Raw genomic sequence first — 14,302 nt, forward strand, 5'->3', positions numbered from 1 at the left:
GATGTAAAGCCGCCAACTCCTTCTTTAGTGGTTTTCATAAGATCAACTTTAGGCTGATGGCATCTAAAATGAACTCACTTTCCAAACCCGACTCCATTCAATCGGAACAGCCAGTCGTAGAAACGTCTACTGCGGATGCCGTTGTAGCAGCTTTGGCCGCCAACGGCGCCGACATTGTCTTTGGCCTGCCAGGCCTTCAGAGCGATCCGCTTTTTGACGCGCTTTATCGCTCCACCACCGGTATCCGCGTCATTCATCCAAGGCACGAGCAGACCTGCGGTTACATGGCTCTCGGCGCGACGATTTCCACAGGAAGACCACATGTGAGTTCGGTTGTTCCAGGCCCCGGTGTCGCAAACTCGTCGGCGGCAATGCTGACTGCCGAAGCGATGTGCGCGCCGGTGCTGACGATTGGAAGCCAGATTCCTCATGCAGATATCGATAAAGGACATGGTCACCTCCACGAGATGCGCGACCAGATCGGTTTTGCAAGCCATGTTAATAAATTCGCGCGCCAGATCACGTCACCTGCCGAAGGACCAAGGGCAGTTAACGATGCATTCGCCGCAATGCGTTCGGGAAAAGCCGGACCTGCTTACATCGAATGCGGCTTCGATGTGTGGGCCAAGCGCGGCGATGTGAAAATGGAGCCGGTCGCTGATCGGATACCCCAGGAGATCGACCTGCATCAGGTCCGGGCAGCTGCTGCCATCGCTCTGCGGTCGCGTCATCCGATGATCGTGGTCGGCGGCGGTGCATTGGACGCGTCGGGCGAGGTAACCCGGTTGGCAGAGTTGCTCGGTGCTCCTGTCTTGTCCTATCGACGCGGACGCGGCGTGATCCCAACAGATCATCCATTGGCGATCAATATGCCAATTGGGCATCGCATGTGGCCGAAGGTAGACGTCGTTATCGGCATCGGGACGCGGCTGTTCGTCCAGGAAAAGCAGTGGGGCTTGGATGAAAATATCAGGGTAATTCGTATCGACACGGATCCCGCGGCTCCGGGGCGGTTCAAAGAGCCGGCGGTTTCGATGGTGGGCGACGCGAAGTCTTACACCGCGGCGCTGGTTGCGGCGCTTGAGACTGATGATATGGAAAAAGCGGATTGGTCGAACGACCTCTTCGAGCATAGAGCCTGGTTCGAGGAGAAGTACAGAAGGCTTGAGCCGCAAAAATCGTACCTTGAAGCGATTCGTAGAGCTCTTCCGGACGATGGCATATTTGTCGACGAAGTGACCCAAATGGGGTTCGCCAGCCGACTGGCTTTTCCGGTCTATTCTCCGCGAACATTTCTGTCGGCCGGGTTTCAGGACAATCTCGGATGGGGCTATGGGACTGCTCTTGGCGCTCAGGCGGCAAATCCGGGCAGGCCCGTGCTATCCATCGCTGGGGATGGGGGATTCCTGTACCAGGTCGGAGAACTCGCGACCGCCGTTCACCACAAGTTACCCGTCGTGGCGGTTGTATTTGACAATTCGATGTTCGGAAACGTCAAGCGCATCCAGCGCGACATGTTTGGCGGCCGGCACATCGCGTGCGATCTGACGAGTCCCGATTTCGTTCAGCTGGCTGACTCGTTCGGCATGGCAGGATTTCTTGCTCAGTCACCCGAGGAGCTGGAAGCTCGGATCAAGGCCGCCTTTTCGTCCGGGGATCCTGCGTTGATCCACGTTCCTTGCGGAGAGGTACCAAGCATTTGGGACATGATCCTGATGCCCCGGATACGGGGCTGAAGAACCGTTTGTTTCGGCAGGTCGATCCGGTTCTGCAACGCCGAAATCGCGTTGGGACTTCGATCTTCCGATAGTCGGTGTGGACCAACGTTGGTGAGCGAATGAAACAGTGTTCGCTTTCCTGAGCACCAGACCCCCAGGCTTCCCAGTTCTCAACGCCTATTCCTAGTGGAGTTCCGAAATGTCACTTTTCCAGGCCCTTAAGCCATCCGCGCCCGACCCGGTCTTTCAGCTATCCACAAAATTTAGAGCTGACCCCAGACCCCGGAAACTCGATCTGGGCGTCGGGGTGTTCAAAGACATAAATGGAAAAACACCCGTTCTGAAAGCGGTCCGTGAGGCCCAATCAGTTGTCTTGCAAGGTGAAACCAGCAAGGCCTATGAAGGCCTGAGTGGTTATGCGCCACTCAATGAGGAGTGCATGAGGCTGGTGTTCGGACCCAGTCTGGAAACCCAGCGTTTCGCCGCTCTGCAAACTCCCGGCGGGGCGGCTGCGGTGAGACTGCTCGCAGAACTGATCAAGCTCGCGAAACCGGATACAACAGTCTGGATCAGTGAAGAGACATGGGCGCCTCATTTCACGATCGTTTCTGCCGCCGGTCTCAGGTGGAAAACCTACAGACACTATGACCGTACAAATGGCTTGGCGGACTTCGAAAGTCTCGAAAGCGACTTGAAAGGCGCAAAATCAGGGGACGTGGTTTTGCTTCACGGTTGCTGCCAAAATCCGACAGGCGCGGACCTAAGTGAAAAAGAATGGCACGATTTGGCGGATATTCTGCTGGAGCGCAATCTGGTTCCGCTCCTCGATATCGCTTACCAGGGGTTCGGCGCAGGCCTCAACGAAGATGCAATCGCAGTTCGAATCCTGGCGAAGAAACTCCCTGAGCTCCTTCTTGCCTACTCGTTTTCAAAGAACTTTGGCGTATATCGTGATCGGGTCGGTTGCGCGGTGGTGATGAGCGAAGGCGCGGCCGCAACGCGTCTAGCGGTTGACAGCCTCGTGCTTGTGGCTCGAGGCATGTATTCCATGCCACCGCATCACGGCGCAGCAGTTGTTGCTGAGATCCTCAGGGATGCGCCATTGAAAGCTATATGGGAACAGGAGCTTGAAATGATGAGGACCCAGGTAAAGGAGACGCGACGTTCATTTTCCGAGGAACTCCGGAGCCGATTGGGCGACGGTCGATTTGACTTCATCCAAGGGCAGAACGGTATGTTTTCGCTTCTGCCGTTATCGAAAGGTGTCGTTGAACATCTGCAGGAAAAACACGCAATCTACATGCCGGATAATGGAAGGATTAACCTGGCTGGTATGTCAGGACCGGCTATTCACCAGGTGGCAGATGCCTTAATCGATTCTATCCGGAACTGATCGCCCACTTAGGATGTGGCGGCTGGCGCGCTTTCGGTTCGCGCCTGCCGCCACGATATCAGCCGGCGCTTGGTGATGGGCAATCGTGCCGACAACGGGAAAGATCCGCTCGCCGCCAAATGGAGAGCCCGAAAAACGTTCCTCTTGCCCGCCGCGGTATTGGCCGGTTTGCTCCCATCACGTTCAAGATAATTGCTGTTCAGGAGAAATCGCGGCGCTCACTGTCTGACAGGCATCGAATTGCTACGACTGACAAAGTTCTAAGTTCACTGAATTATTCAGCCCGGTGGAGCGTAACAGCGTAACCACTGAGAACTCCTCTAGCACAACAAAACAGACCGACACAGATATTGAAACATACCAGCGTTCGCTGGTCAGCCGCCCCCTTCAGGGAAGTTACAAAAGGATACGCATTAACTCATTTTGGCTCGAGATCGACAGCTTTGTGTAAGCGCGGCGTCTGAAGGTCAGGACGGTGTTTACACTCACGTTGAGGGTCAGCGCGATTGCTTCGGAACTTAACCCTACTGCGATTAGTCCACACACCTCCCGTTCCCGGGCCGTCAATTCCGGGCAATATATGCCAATCGAAAGTTTGTAACGCTCGGCGGCTTCGACTCCGCTCCTTGGGCTGGGGCGAACGAGGTCGTGTTTGATGAGAAGGGACGCCAACACCTCGGCCCAGGGAACGATCTCGTTCATAGCGTCGGCAGAAAAGGGTCCCGCTCTTTCCGTCCTGTGGAAGCTCAACTTGATTATTCCCCGTTCGTGCCACTTTAGAAGCGAGACCCGGTGTTTGACCCCTGTAGAAGTGAAGCAATCGTGCCGGTAGCGCTCATCCGGGACTTGATCCTCCGACATGAAAATCAAATAAACATTGTCGCGCTTAAACTTTTCGAAAAGAAAAAGATTGGTGGGATCGTTGCACCAGTGCGTCGCGACGTAAGGCCCGCTCACTCGACGAACCGGGTTGTGCTCATCGACTGAAGACATGCAAACAACCACTGGCGGTTCGTCGATCTGAAATGAAAAGCCGGTTACATGATCGCAATCGAGAGCTTGTTTTGCGACTTGGGCAACGAGGCCTTCGAATGACGGAAGTCCGCAGGCGTCCACCAACTTGGGCAGAAACGCGTGCACTGATCGAGGCGCGGCTCGCCCGTCGAACTCCGCCACCTGGATGGGAAAGCGCGGCGCGCGCACTCCAGGCTCATATGGTAGCGATTTTTCAATCATCTCGATACGATAGCTCCAATTATTTCATTCGCCTATCACAATTAAGGGTGATTGCATCCGCTTCAATCTGCTATTAGCGCGCAGAAAATGCACCGAGCGATAGATAAAGGTTCCTTGCCCCAAGCTCGTTTTTTAGATTACAAAGTACAAAAATCCGCCAGACCGCAGCTGGACATACGAAACCCCACGCTAGCACAGGCAAATCGTCTTTGCACTTGTTTAGGATACTCTGGTGCCGCACAGACTTTGCTCATGTGTGTTTTTCTGCTTTCGGGTCACTGCCGGTTGACTTGAAATCAACCTGGCTAACGTATTTGAAATTAGCCGATCCGTTATCGATTGACTTCCGGAGATGCCTCCTGGAATGCCGCCAGATCCGTCGTCGCCTTGGAGACGGCAGTGATCCGGGAAAGATGCGTGTAACCTACGCCCCACCGGGTGGCGTTATATAGCTGTGGTATCAGAACGCAGTCCGCGACTCCTGGAGTAGAGCCGTAGCAGAAGCGGCCGAGAAAGTTCGGGTGATTGAGAAGTTCCTCGAATGCTTCGAGACCGGCGGAAATATTTTCGCGGTTCCAGGTCGCTCGAGCTTCAGCGCCAGCGATATTTTCGACGCGTTGGAGCACCTTCAGGTTGGAGGTTGGATGCGTCTCGCAAGCGATCGCAAGGGCAAGAGCACGAACATGGGCTCGTCCGCGAGGACAATCGGGCAGCAACGGCGGGTTAGGGTGCATCTCGTCAAGATACTCGATTATCGCCAGTGATTGACTGAGTACGACGCCGTCGATGCTCAAGACAGGAACCAGACCCTGGGGATTGAGCTCTTTGAAGCTTCCGCTGTTCTGTTCACCTTTCACGAGGTCCACGGAAACACGGGTATAGGAGATTCCTTTGAGTGCGAGCGCTATTCGAACTCGATAGGAAGCTGAAGAGCGCCAATAGTCATATAGGACGGTTGTCATGGTTGCGCCGGCAGGATGCGGCCCGCGCAGGGGCCAAAGCCAATCCGATAGCCATCGGCTTGTCCATACGCGTACAGATCGATCACATCGCCATCCAGGATGAAGGTCCGAGCCTCACCGTTTACAATGACCGGCTCATTTCCGCCCCTTGTCATCTCAAGGAGCGCCCCCGTTTGATCCTGTGCCGGACCTGAGATCGTACCAGAGCCCAGGAGATCACCGATACGCATGGGGCAGCCTGAAGCAGTGTGATGTGCAAGCTGTTGAGCGCTTGAATAATACATTTGATTGTAGTTGGTCTGTCCCATTCGCTGACCATTCATCATCCAGCCAATCGTGAGATCATACAATCCAGGTCGCTCTTCCTGAAGGTAAGGAAGCAGCGCATTGGTGCGTTCAGCCCCCATGCTTCGAAATGGCTCGAGCGCTGCCTGTGTCACGATCCACGCTCCGATAGTCGTACCAAGTGCTTTGGATTGGAAGGGCCCGAGCGGTTGATACTCCCAGGCTTGAATATCTCGTGCAGACCAGTCATTCAGCAGAACGTAGCCGAAGATCATGTCATCGGCCTGATCAACGCTGACACGGTCACCCAGGGCGGAAGTGGCTCCGACGATGGCGCCGAGCTCCAGCTCAAGATCGAGGCGGCGACATGCGACCCATTCGGGGCCGTCCTCCCCCTTGACCTGTCCCATAGGACGTCGAATTGGCGTGCCGGACACGACAACTGATGAGGCACGCCCATTGTAGCCGATTGGCATATGCGTCCATTGGGGAGGCAGGGCATTTTCCGGTCCACGGAATAGGACGCCGACATTGAACGCATGGTTTTTTGAGGCATAGAAATCGGTGAATTCAGTGACTCTGATGGGCAGATGCAAAGTTGCGTCGTTCATCGATATCAGGGGAAGCTCCTCCGTTGCTTCTTCTCGAAGCAAGTCAGTCAGTCTTGAGCGAACTTCCCGCCATTTTGCTCGACCCAGCTCGATAAAGTCGTTGAGGTATGGCTTGATGAACGTCCCGTTGGCATTCAACAATCCCCGTTCTTCGCATGCCGCCAGGTCCAGAATTGCATTCCCGATAGCCACACCGCATCGTGGCTTTTGCGCGCCGACGGAAAACACACCGTAGGGGAGGTTTTGTATCGGAAACTCGCAATCCGCTTCATTGGCCGATGCGATCCTGCTTCTCAGCAGCTTTGTCATGCTCTGTGTCCCATCGAAGTCACTGGATATGTCTGTCTGGCAGCAAGGCCCCGCCGATCTGAGAGATCATTTCAGCCCAGGCGTACCATCAAATTTTTTCTCGAGCTTGTTCCACACCTCAATGTACTCCTCCTGCATCGGAGCCTCCTTGGCGGCGAACTCGGTCAGATGTTGAGGGAAACGGGTCTCGAACATGAAGGACATGGTATTTTCGAGCTTTTCCGGCTTGAGTTCCATGTTTGAGGCACCTTCGAAAGCGTTCTTGTCCGGTCCATGCGGAAGCATGCAGTTATGCAGACTGATGCCGCCAGGAGCAAAGCCGTCGGGTTTGGCATCGTAGACGCCATAAATATTTCCCATCAGCTCAGACATTATGTTCTTGTGGTACCATGGGGGCCGGAAGCTATGCTCGGCTACCATCCATCGTTCGCGGAAAAGTACGAAATCGATGTTGGCTGTTCCTTCTTGCCCAGACGGCGCGGTTAGAACGGTAAAAATGGACGGGTCAGGATGATCGAACAAGATCGCTCCTACGGGTGAATAGGTGCGCAGATCATACTTGTATGCGCAGTAGTTACCATGCCATGCCACAACATCCAGAGGGGAGTGTCCGATCCAGGTTTCATGGAATTGGCCGCACCATTTCACGACAACGCGACTTTGCACTTCCCGGTCTTCAAAAGCGGCGACCGGGCATTTGAAATCGCGCGGATTGGCCAGGCAGTTCGCCCCGATCGGCCCCCGGTTCGGTAGGTCAAATTTCTGGCCGTAGTTCTCGCAGACAAACCCTCGGCATGGGCCATCAACAACTTCAACACGATAAACGAGACCTCGCGGAATGATCGCGATTTCCTTCGGCTCTAACTCGATCACACCAAGCTCCGTGCAGAAACGAAGCCGTCCTTCTTGCGGAACAATCAGCATTTCGCTGTCGGCAGAGTAAAAATACTCCTCTTTCATCGAGCGAGTTACGAGATAAACATGACTGGCCATGCCTACCTGAATGTTTACGTCCCCAGCGGTCGTTATGGTCCGCATGCCTGTGACCCAGTTCAGATCCTGATCTGCCGTTGGTAACGGAATTGGATCCCAGCGATATTGGCCCAAACTCATAATGTTCTGCCGGTTCGGATCATGCGGCAGGATGTTTGGCGCTGTTTTCCAATACGGTACGTCGATGGGCTTGAAGCGGCCGGTGTGATGGACCGAAGGTCGTATGCGGTAGCACCAAGTGCGTTCGTTCTGCCCGCGGGGAGCGGTGAATGCGGTGCCCGACAGTTGCTCGGCGTAAAGCCCGTAATTGCATTTCTGTGGCGAATTCTGGCCCTGAGGCAATGCGCCGGGCAGCGCCTCCGTCTCGAAGTCGTTACCGAACCCCGGCATATAGCCCTCGGCAGTGCCTGTTTTGGAGCCGGACCGGATTGTAGTCTCACTCAAATCGCGCATATCCACGGGCACACCCCTAAAACTCGTTGCTCATGCAACGAATAAACGTTGCGCCAGCAACGATGTCAATGCAAAAATACCAGATCGAGCAAGATTGTTGTCTTCGCAACGATTATGTATGCTTCGCACATCACGGGGACGCCAATGACCTTTCAGCTGAACGATTTCCTACCCTACCGTCTTAATGTTGCGGCTGCGCAAGTGAGCCGACGTTTCGCCGCGCTCTATAAAGCCGAAGCCGGCTTGTCGGTACCTGAGTGGCGCGTTCTGGCGCACCTGAATGGATCAGGACCCGTCAGTGTCCGCGATATTGTCGGGAAGGTGAATCTGGAAAAGTCTGTTGTTAGCCGCGCCGCTGATAGCTTGGCGCGGTCGGGTTATCTGATGAAAACCGTTTCGGTCCAGGACCAGAGGCTCGTTGCACTTGAACTCACGCCATCGGGAAAACAACTGATGCAACGCCTTGGGCGCATAGCGGCCGACTTTCAGGCTACGCTCCTGAACGAATTGGGTGCCGATGCAGATTCTTTCAAGCGAGCGCTGACGCTGCTTGGCGAAAGTCCCCAAACGTGAAGGCAAACGACATCCGTTAGAAATCACCGGCCCGAGAACAAGGTCGGCCAACGGACACAGGCCATGTGATCTCTGCCCTTATTGTCGACCCCAACCTGCATCGCCGAACCCATTGCGCAAATAGCCAAGGTCGCAGGATCTGCTCGATGCAGGAGAGCTGAGCCAGTTTTATAATCAACCAAGTGCACCAATCGACTTGCCTAGCTTTCCGCAGAGCCCATTGATCGCTATCCTGAGCGAACAAGGTGGTAGACAGGTTGACCTCAAGCCTGTCTGCTTACGGAAAAGCCAAGGCATACAGCGACGTGAAAATCGATCAACAAACCACTCGGGCGATGAACCGTCGTCTAATCCTCAATCTCATCAGGCGTGAAGAGCAGCTTAGCCGGGCGGATATTGCGGCCGCGACAGGTTTGAGCCCGGCGGCGGTGACCTTCGTCGTCAGTGATCTGATCTCGGAAGGTTATCTCATCGAAGGCAAGACGATACCAGGCGGTGGAGGGCGTAGGCCCATTCCGCTCGAGATCAACTATGCCGGCCATCTCGCCATCGGCATCAAAATGAATGTTGGCAGTCTGGAATGCGTACTTACCGATCTATCCACTGCAACGCTCTCGTCCCTTACTATCGAGTTCAAGGATCCTTCCCCGCAATCGGTTCTGGATGCGGCGGAAAAAGCGGTGACACGATTGCAGCGGCTGGCGCCGGAAGGGGCCGGGCTGCTGACCGGAGTAGGCTTTTCCATGCCGGGCACAATCGATGCGGAGAGGGGAATCTGCATCAAAAGCCATCGCTTTTTCTGGGAAAATGTGCCGTTTGCCAGCATGTTACAGGAGCGTGTGAATGTACCCGTCTGGATGGAGGATGACACGTTGGCCTTCGCGCTGGCGCAGCATCTTTTCGGTCTTGGGCGGCAGCACCGGGTCTTTACGGCGGTGGCCATCGGGGTCGGGATTGGTTGCGCGACGGTGGTGGACGGTAAGGTGCAGCGTGGCGCGCACGGGGATGCGGGCAAGATCGGGCATTCGATGCATATGATTGACGGACCCCTGTGCGAATGCGGGCGCCATGGCTGTCTTCAGGCCTTTTACTCCGAGCCCGCGATCGTCGAACGCTGGCGTAAGGCAATGGGTCTGGACAAGGACCTGGCCGTGAACCGTTACGCGATGAAGGAAGCCGCGTTGCAAGGCGATTCAATTGCCAGGGACATTCTGCAGGAGGCTGGCGAAGGCATTGGCCTTCATCTCGCGCGCATGGTCGCTGTCGTCGATCCGGAAATCATCATTGTCGGCGGTGAAGCGGTGAGTTTCGGCGATCTGCTGTTCAACCCGATGCGAAAGGCGCTTGAGCTCAACTGCTTCACGCCACCGCCTGCACTCGTGCCGGATGAGAGAGATAATTTCTGGAGCAGCGGTGCGGCGGCTCTGGCGACGCAAGGCCTGTTCAATTTCGAGATGACGACGCCTGCCTTTCCCGCATAACAAAGCGGCGAAGGTGCTTGTGACACCTTCGCCGCTCGTTTCGGGGGATTTACACCCCTCTGGGAGAACATTACGGGCTTGAGTTAGCCAATTTCGATGACAAGGCAACCATAGCCTTCGAGTGTATATTCACCGGAAACATCACTTCCTGTCAGCAAGTCCTTACCGGATGCGAGGTTTGTCAGCTTCCGGTCGGTTTCCAACGTGTTGAGAACAAACAGCAGCTTGCGATCCTCTGCCGTGCGCATCACCACTTCCACGCCTTCCGGCAAATCCGCGATAAGCGGTTCGATACCAGCTTTTGCGAGGACGACGTCATCCAATACATCCACCAGATCATCGGTGAGATAGGTTGCGAGATAGATCACCTGTCCCTTGCCGACCTTGCGCCGCGTCGCTGCTGCCCGACCCTTGGCAAAGCGGTTAGACCAAGTGGCGATGGTCTCCACGTCATCATCGAGCGTCAGCAACTCATAGAGATGCTCGGCCTCGATGGTGCGTCCACCGATGTCGATCGTGTATTTGCGGAAGGCCGAGGAGGAGGGGAGGATATGTGGGGGCACGTAATGGCCATCCTCCACGCCCTTCTTCTGGAAGAGACCATCACCATCCCTCGCCGTGATACGACCGAATTCTTCGACGCGAACACCGCAGAGTTTTGCAAGCGCCCCGCCAGGGGCCAGTTCCCGGATGATATGGTTGTTGATGTCGCGCGTACCAGTCATGGCGCCGACGATCAGCGTGCCGCCGGCCTCAACGAAGGCTTCTACATTGGCCGTCCACTCCTGATTCCACATGACCCAATGGGGGATGTAGAGCGCCTTGAGCCGGGAAAGATCGTCTTCAGGATGAATGAAGCCGCATGAAATCCCGCGCTCATAGCAATGGCGATGCAGCAGGGTCGCATCGTCCTGCGGAGAGGGCAGGCCGATCGGATAGGTCTTGTGGGCTTCCTGATTGTCGAAATCCGCACCGGCGATGCCAATATCCATATGGACCGAGGTTCCGAGCAGCTTGTCCTTGATCTTCGCTATATCGCGCGCAAACTGCTTTGCTTCGTCGAAACGGCGGCGGCCGACATCATCATGATCGATCAGGCCCATCCAGTAGATTTCCGCACCGAAATGCGCAGGACGCCAGCGGAAGAACATCAGGCCATCGGCCCCACGCGAAACGGATGACAGTGCCATGCGCCGCATTTCGCCCGGTTCCGGCGTCATGGTGGTAAAGGCCGGCTGGCTGCCCAGGCCCGAGGCCTGTTCCGGCACGATGAAGTTGCCGGTATAGCTGCGGCAGAGATCGAGCTTCAGTGCCTGAGTGGCACCATGTCCGCCGTTGCGTCGGAACTCGTCATAGAGCATCGGATAGATGTCGAAGCCGATGAAGTCGAGGTCTTTTCCGAAGTCACCGCGAAAATCGATATCGGTCAGATTGCCGAGATTGTGGAAGATGAACCAATCCGGGTTCGTCGCCCGCAGGATTTCCACCTGATCGCGCTGGAACGCGGCAGTCGCCGTGGCCAGGAAACGGTGATAATCCTGCACATGGCCGGGGCTCAGATAGGACGGTGCCATCGGGTAGGGCAGCACGACTTGATCGAAATTGTCATAGGAGGTCGCCCAGAAATGGCCACCCCATGCAAAATTCAGCGCGTCTATGCTGTCGTATTTGTGGCGCAGGAAGTTGCGGAAGGCGAGCGTTGCGGAATCTGAGAAGGACTCGGATACGGTGGTGTTCAGTTCATTGTCCGTTTGCCAGCCGATGACATATGGGTTGTCCTTATAATGCTCCGCCATCGCCTTGGTGATGCGGCGGCTGTGATGGCGCAGCACGGGGCTCGTGGTGTCGCCATGCTGGCGCGAGCCGTGACTTGCACGACGGCCCTTGCGGTCGACACGGAGGATTTCGGGATAATTCATACTCAACCAGCGCGGTGGCGTTGCCGTAGGCGTGCAGAGAATGGTGTTGATGCCGGTTTTACCAAGGCCTTCGATGGCGCGGTCGAACAGATCGAAATCGAATTTTCCTTCAAAGGGCTCCCAGATGTGCCAGGCAAATTCGCCCACGCGCACGGCATTGAAGCCCGCTTCCTTCATCCGGTCAGCATCGCGCTGCCAGTAGCTTTCGTCCACATGTTCAGGATAGTGCGGCACACCAAGCAAAAAATCGTCAAGGTTAAGGGTGCGCCAGGCCGATAGCGGCGCAGGTTTCGTCCGTTTCATTGCGGAAACTCCAGTTTACTTTTGGGTCACAGGCTTGGGAGGTGTGAGCGTTTTGCCATCGGGGCCAAACAGGTAGCAGTCATCAAGGGCGAAGCCGACGCGGATGGATGAGCCGACATCGAAGGGCACAACCTTTCCAAGCTGGATCGTGACATTGTGCGTGCCGGTGTCGGAGCCGACAGCCATCAGTGGTGAGGCATCCGCATGGACAATAGTTTCCCGACCCAGATGCTCGACAAGGCGTACCTTCGCGTCGAACGTCATCAGCGAAGGGTCGGCATCCTGTGTTTGCAAACGCTCTGGCCGGACACCCAGCGTTACCGTGTCGCCCGTCTTCACCGAGGCGTCGGCAGTCAGCGGAACGCGGAGTTCTTCAAGTCCAGCAAAGGAAACGGCAGCAGTGCCTTGTTCTGTTCTGATGACCTTGCCTTCGAAGAAGTTCACTCGCGGCGCGCCGAGGAAGCCCGCGACGAAATGGTTTTTCGGGTTGGCGTAGAGCTCCAGCGGTGAGCCGACCTGCTCGATCTCGCCCTTGTTGAGAACGACGATGCGGCTTGCCATGGTCATGGCTTCAACCTGATCGTGAGTCACGTAGATCATCGTTGAGCCGAGCTCGGCATGCAGCGTCGAAAGCTCGACGCGCATCTGGGTGCGAAGGGCAGCGTCGAGGTTCGACAACGGTTCATCGAATAGGAAAACCTCCGGCGAACGGGTAATCGCCCGGCCGATGGCCACACGCTGGCGCTGGCCGCCGGACAATTGCTTTGGCAGCTTGTCCAGTTGCTCATCAATCCGCAGGATTGCGGCGGCGCGTTTGACCGCAGCATCGATCTCTGCTTTCGGGCGCTTTGCCATGCGCAGCCCAAAGCCCATGTTTTCGGCAACGGTCATGTGCGGGTAGAGGGCATAGGACTGGAACACCATGGCGATGCCACGGTCGCCCGGTTCTTCCTTCGTCACATCCCGGCCATTGATTATCAGTTTACCGGAGGAGATCGTCTCCAGACCGGCAATGGTCTTCAGCAGGGTAGATTTGCCACAGCCCGACGGGCCTACCATGACGATGAACTCGCCCTTTTCGATCGTCAGATTGATGTTCTTCAAGGCGTGGAAGCTGGTGTAATGCTTCTGGACGTTGAGGATTTCGACGCTGCTCATGTCAGTCGTATCCTTGCTGATCGGTGAGAGTTGGGTTGTGCGGCTGGCGGAAGCGGTCATCCTTTGACGGCTCCCATGGTCAGGCCGGAAACGAAGTGCTTCTGCATCAGGAAGAACATCACGACAGGGGGCACGGCGACGAAGATCGTTGCCGCCGACACGATGTTCCAGGCAGAGACCCATTCGCCCTTGAGGTTGGAGAGGCCAGCGGTCACGGGCTTGATCGCGTCGCTTTGCGTCAGCACCAGCGCCCAGAAATAATCGTTCCCGATGAAGGTGAAGGTCAGGATGGCGAGCGCCGCCAGTGCAGGCCGCACCAAGGGCACGACGATGTGGACCAGCGTTTGCCAGGGCGACGCACCTTCTGCACGGGCCGCCTGAAACAGCTCATCGGGAAGGGCCGCGATGAAGTTGCGCATGAAGAGTGTCGCAAAGCCGGTCTGGAAGGCGATGTGGAATATCATCAGGGCCCAATAGGTGTCGTAAAGCCCGGCCCACACCATCAGATCCCGGATCGGGATCATCATCACCTGTTGCGGTAGAAAGTTGCCGCCGACGAACAGCGTGAACAGCACCATCGAGCCGCGGAAACGGTAGCGTGACAGCACGTATCCGGTCAGCGTCGAGAAGATCAGGACCATGATCACCGAGGGAATGGTGATAATCATGCTGTTGGCGAAGTAGCGCAGCATCTTGGTCTGCTGGAACACGGCCACATAATTGTCTGTCAGGCTGAACTTGGTTGGCCAACCCCAGTAATTGCCTGCCATCACATCGTCGAATGACCGGAAGGACGTCATGATGACGGCAAAGAGTGGTAGAAGCCACAGCGCAAGAATGACGCATACCATCGTCATATAGGCAATGCGGGCCACGGTTTTGTTTTCGGGGATAGGACGTGGATACAT

The 14,302-nt window shown here is 56.0% G+C and carries 11 protein-coding genes; 4 read left to right on the forward strand and 7 right to left on the reverse strand.

Annotated features, from left to right (window positions below; all coding sequences use genetic code 11):
* Positions 1–68 precede the first annotated feature (68 nt).
* A complete protein-coding gene (locus AKG12_RS24085) occupies positions 69–1,736 on the forward strand; it encodes a thiamine pyrophosphate-dependent enzyme (RefSeq protein WP_052820780.1) in 1,668 nt (555 codons plus the stop codon).
* A 181-nt stretch (positions 1,737–1,917) separates the two neighbouring features.
* Positions 1,918–3,111, forward strand: a complete 1,194-nt coding sequence (locus AKG12_RS24090; protein WP_052820736.1) for an amino acid aminotransferase — start codon at positions 1,918–1,920, stop codon at positions 3,109–3,111.
* Between the two features lie 396 nt (positions 3,112–3,507).
* On the opposite strand, the gene AKG12_RS24095 is transcribed toward AKG12_RS24090, so the two are convergent.
* From AKG12_RS24095 to hmgA, 4 genes are all read right to left on the reverse strand, one after another.
* Positions 3,508–4,347: a helix-turn-helix transcriptional regulator gene (locus tag AKG12_RS24095; protein WP_052820737.1), complete on the reverse strand. Its 840-nt coding sequence runs from the start codon at positions 4,345–4,347 to the stop codon at positions 3,508–3,510.
* Positions 4,348–4,679: 332 nt separating this feature from the next.
* Positions 4,680–5,309, reverse strand: a complete 630-nt coding sequence (maiA, locus tag AKG12_RS29675) for a maleylacetoacetate isomerase (RefSeq protein WP_080823930.1) — start codon at positions 5,307–5,309, stop codon at positions 4,680–4,682.
* Positions 5,306–6,514, reverse strand: coding sequence for a fumarylacetoacetase (gene fahA, locus AKG12_RS24105; protein WP_052820739.1), 1,209 nt, complete (start codon positions 6,512–6,514; stop codon positions 5,306–5,308). Before fahA ends, maiA begins: the two co-directional genes overlap by 4 nt.
* Before the next feature lie 66 nt (positions 6,515–6,580).
* Positions 6,581–7,960, reverse strand: coding sequence for a homogentisate 1,2-dioxygenase (gene hmgA, locus AKG12_RS24110; RefSeq protein WP_052820740.1), 1,380 nt, complete (start codon positions 7,958–7,960; stop codon positions 6,581–6,583).
* Positions 7,961–8,104: 144 nt separating this feature from the next.
* On the opposite strand from hmgA, the gene AKG12_RS24115 reads away from it, so the two are divergent.
* Entirely contained in the window at positions 8,105–8,533 is a 429-nt protein-coding gene (locus AKG12_RS24115; protein ID WP_052820781.1) for a MarR family winged helix-turn-helix transcriptional regulator, read from the forward strand.
* Positions 8,534–8,868: 335 nt separating this feature from the next.
* Entirely contained in the window at positions 8,869–10,014 is a 1,146-nt protein-coding gene (locus tag AKG12_RS24120) for an ROK family transcriptional regulator (RefSeq protein WP_052820741.1), read from the forward strand.
* Between the two features lie 83 nt (positions 10,015–10,097).
* Here the strand turns inward: AKG12_RS24120 and AKG12_RS24125 are convergent, their stop codons facing one another.
* The 3 genes from AKG12_RS24125 to AKG12_RS24135 are packed head-to-tail and all read right to left on the reverse strand — an operon-like array spanning position 10,098 to position 14,302.
* Positions 10,098–12,236: a beta-galactosidase gene (locus tag AKG12_RS24125; RefSeq protein ID WP_052820742.1), complete on the reverse strand. Its 2,139-nt coding sequence runs from the start codon at positions 12,234–12,236 to the stop codon at positions 10,098–10,100.
* A gap of 15 nt (positions 12,237–12,251) precedes the next feature.
* Positions 12,252–13,394, reverse strand: coding sequence for an ABC transporter ATP-binding protein (locus AKG12_RS24130; protein ID WP_052820782.1), 1,143 nt, complete (start codon positions 13,392–13,394; stop codon positions 12,252–12,254).
* A 56-nt stretch (positions 13,395–13,450) separates the two neighbouring features.
* Positions 13,451–14,302: a carbohydrate ABC transporter permease gene (locus AKG12_RS24135; RefSeq protein ID WP_052820743.1), complete on the reverse strand. Its 852-nt coding sequence runs from the start codon at positions 14,300–14,302 to the stop codon at positions 13,451–13,453.

Source organism: Agrobacterium sp. SUL3 (assembly GCF_001263295.1).
GTDB classification, from domain to species: domain Bacteria; phylum Pseudomonadota; class Alphaproteobacteria; order Rhizobiales; family Rhizobiaceae; genus Agrobacterium; species Agrobacterium tomkonis.

Coding starts and splice junctions, on each gene's coding strand:
- AKG12_RS24085 (WP_052820780.1), top strand. CDS start 69: ATGAACTCACTTTCCAAACCCGACTCCATTCAATCGGAACAGCCAGTC.
- AKG12_RS24090 (WP_052820736.1), top strand. CDS start 1,918: ATGTCACTTTTCCAGGCCCTTAAGCCATCCGCGCCCGACCCGGTCTTT.
- AKG12_RS24095 (WP_052820737.1), bottom strand. CDS start 4,347: ATGATTGAAAAATCGCTACCATATGAGCCTGGAGTGCGCGCGCCGCGC.
- maiA (WP_080823930.1), bottom strand. CDS start 5,309: ATGACAACCGTCCTATATGACTATTGGCGCTCTTCAGCTTCCTATCGA.
- fahA (WP_052820739.1), bottom strand. CDS start 6,514: ATGACAAAGCTGCTGAGAAGCAGGATCGCATCGGCCAATGAAGCGGAT.
- hmgA (WP_052820740.1), bottom strand. CDS start 7,960: ATGCGCGATTTGAGTGAGACTACAATCCGGTCCGGCTCCAAAACAGGC.
- AKG12_RS24115 (WP_052820781.1), top strand. CDS start 8,105: ATGACCTTTCAGCTGAACGATTTCCTACCCTACCGTCTTAATGTTGCG.
- AKG12_RS24120 (WP_052820741.1), top strand. CDS start 8,869: ATGAACCGTCGTCTAATCCTCAATCTCATCAGGCGTGAAGAGCAGCTT.
- AKG12_RS24125 (WP_052820742.1), bottom strand. CDS start 12,236: ATGAAACGGACGAAACCTGCGCCGCTATCGGCCTGGCGCACCCTTAAC.
- AKG12_RS24130 (WP_052820782.1), bottom strand. CDS start 13,394: ATGAGCAGCGTCGAAATCCTCAACGTCCAGAAGCATTACACCAGCTTC.
- AKG12_RS24135 (WP_052820743.1), bottom strand. CDS start 14,302: ATGTATCCACGTCCTATCCCCGAAAACAAAACCGTGGCCCGCATTGCC.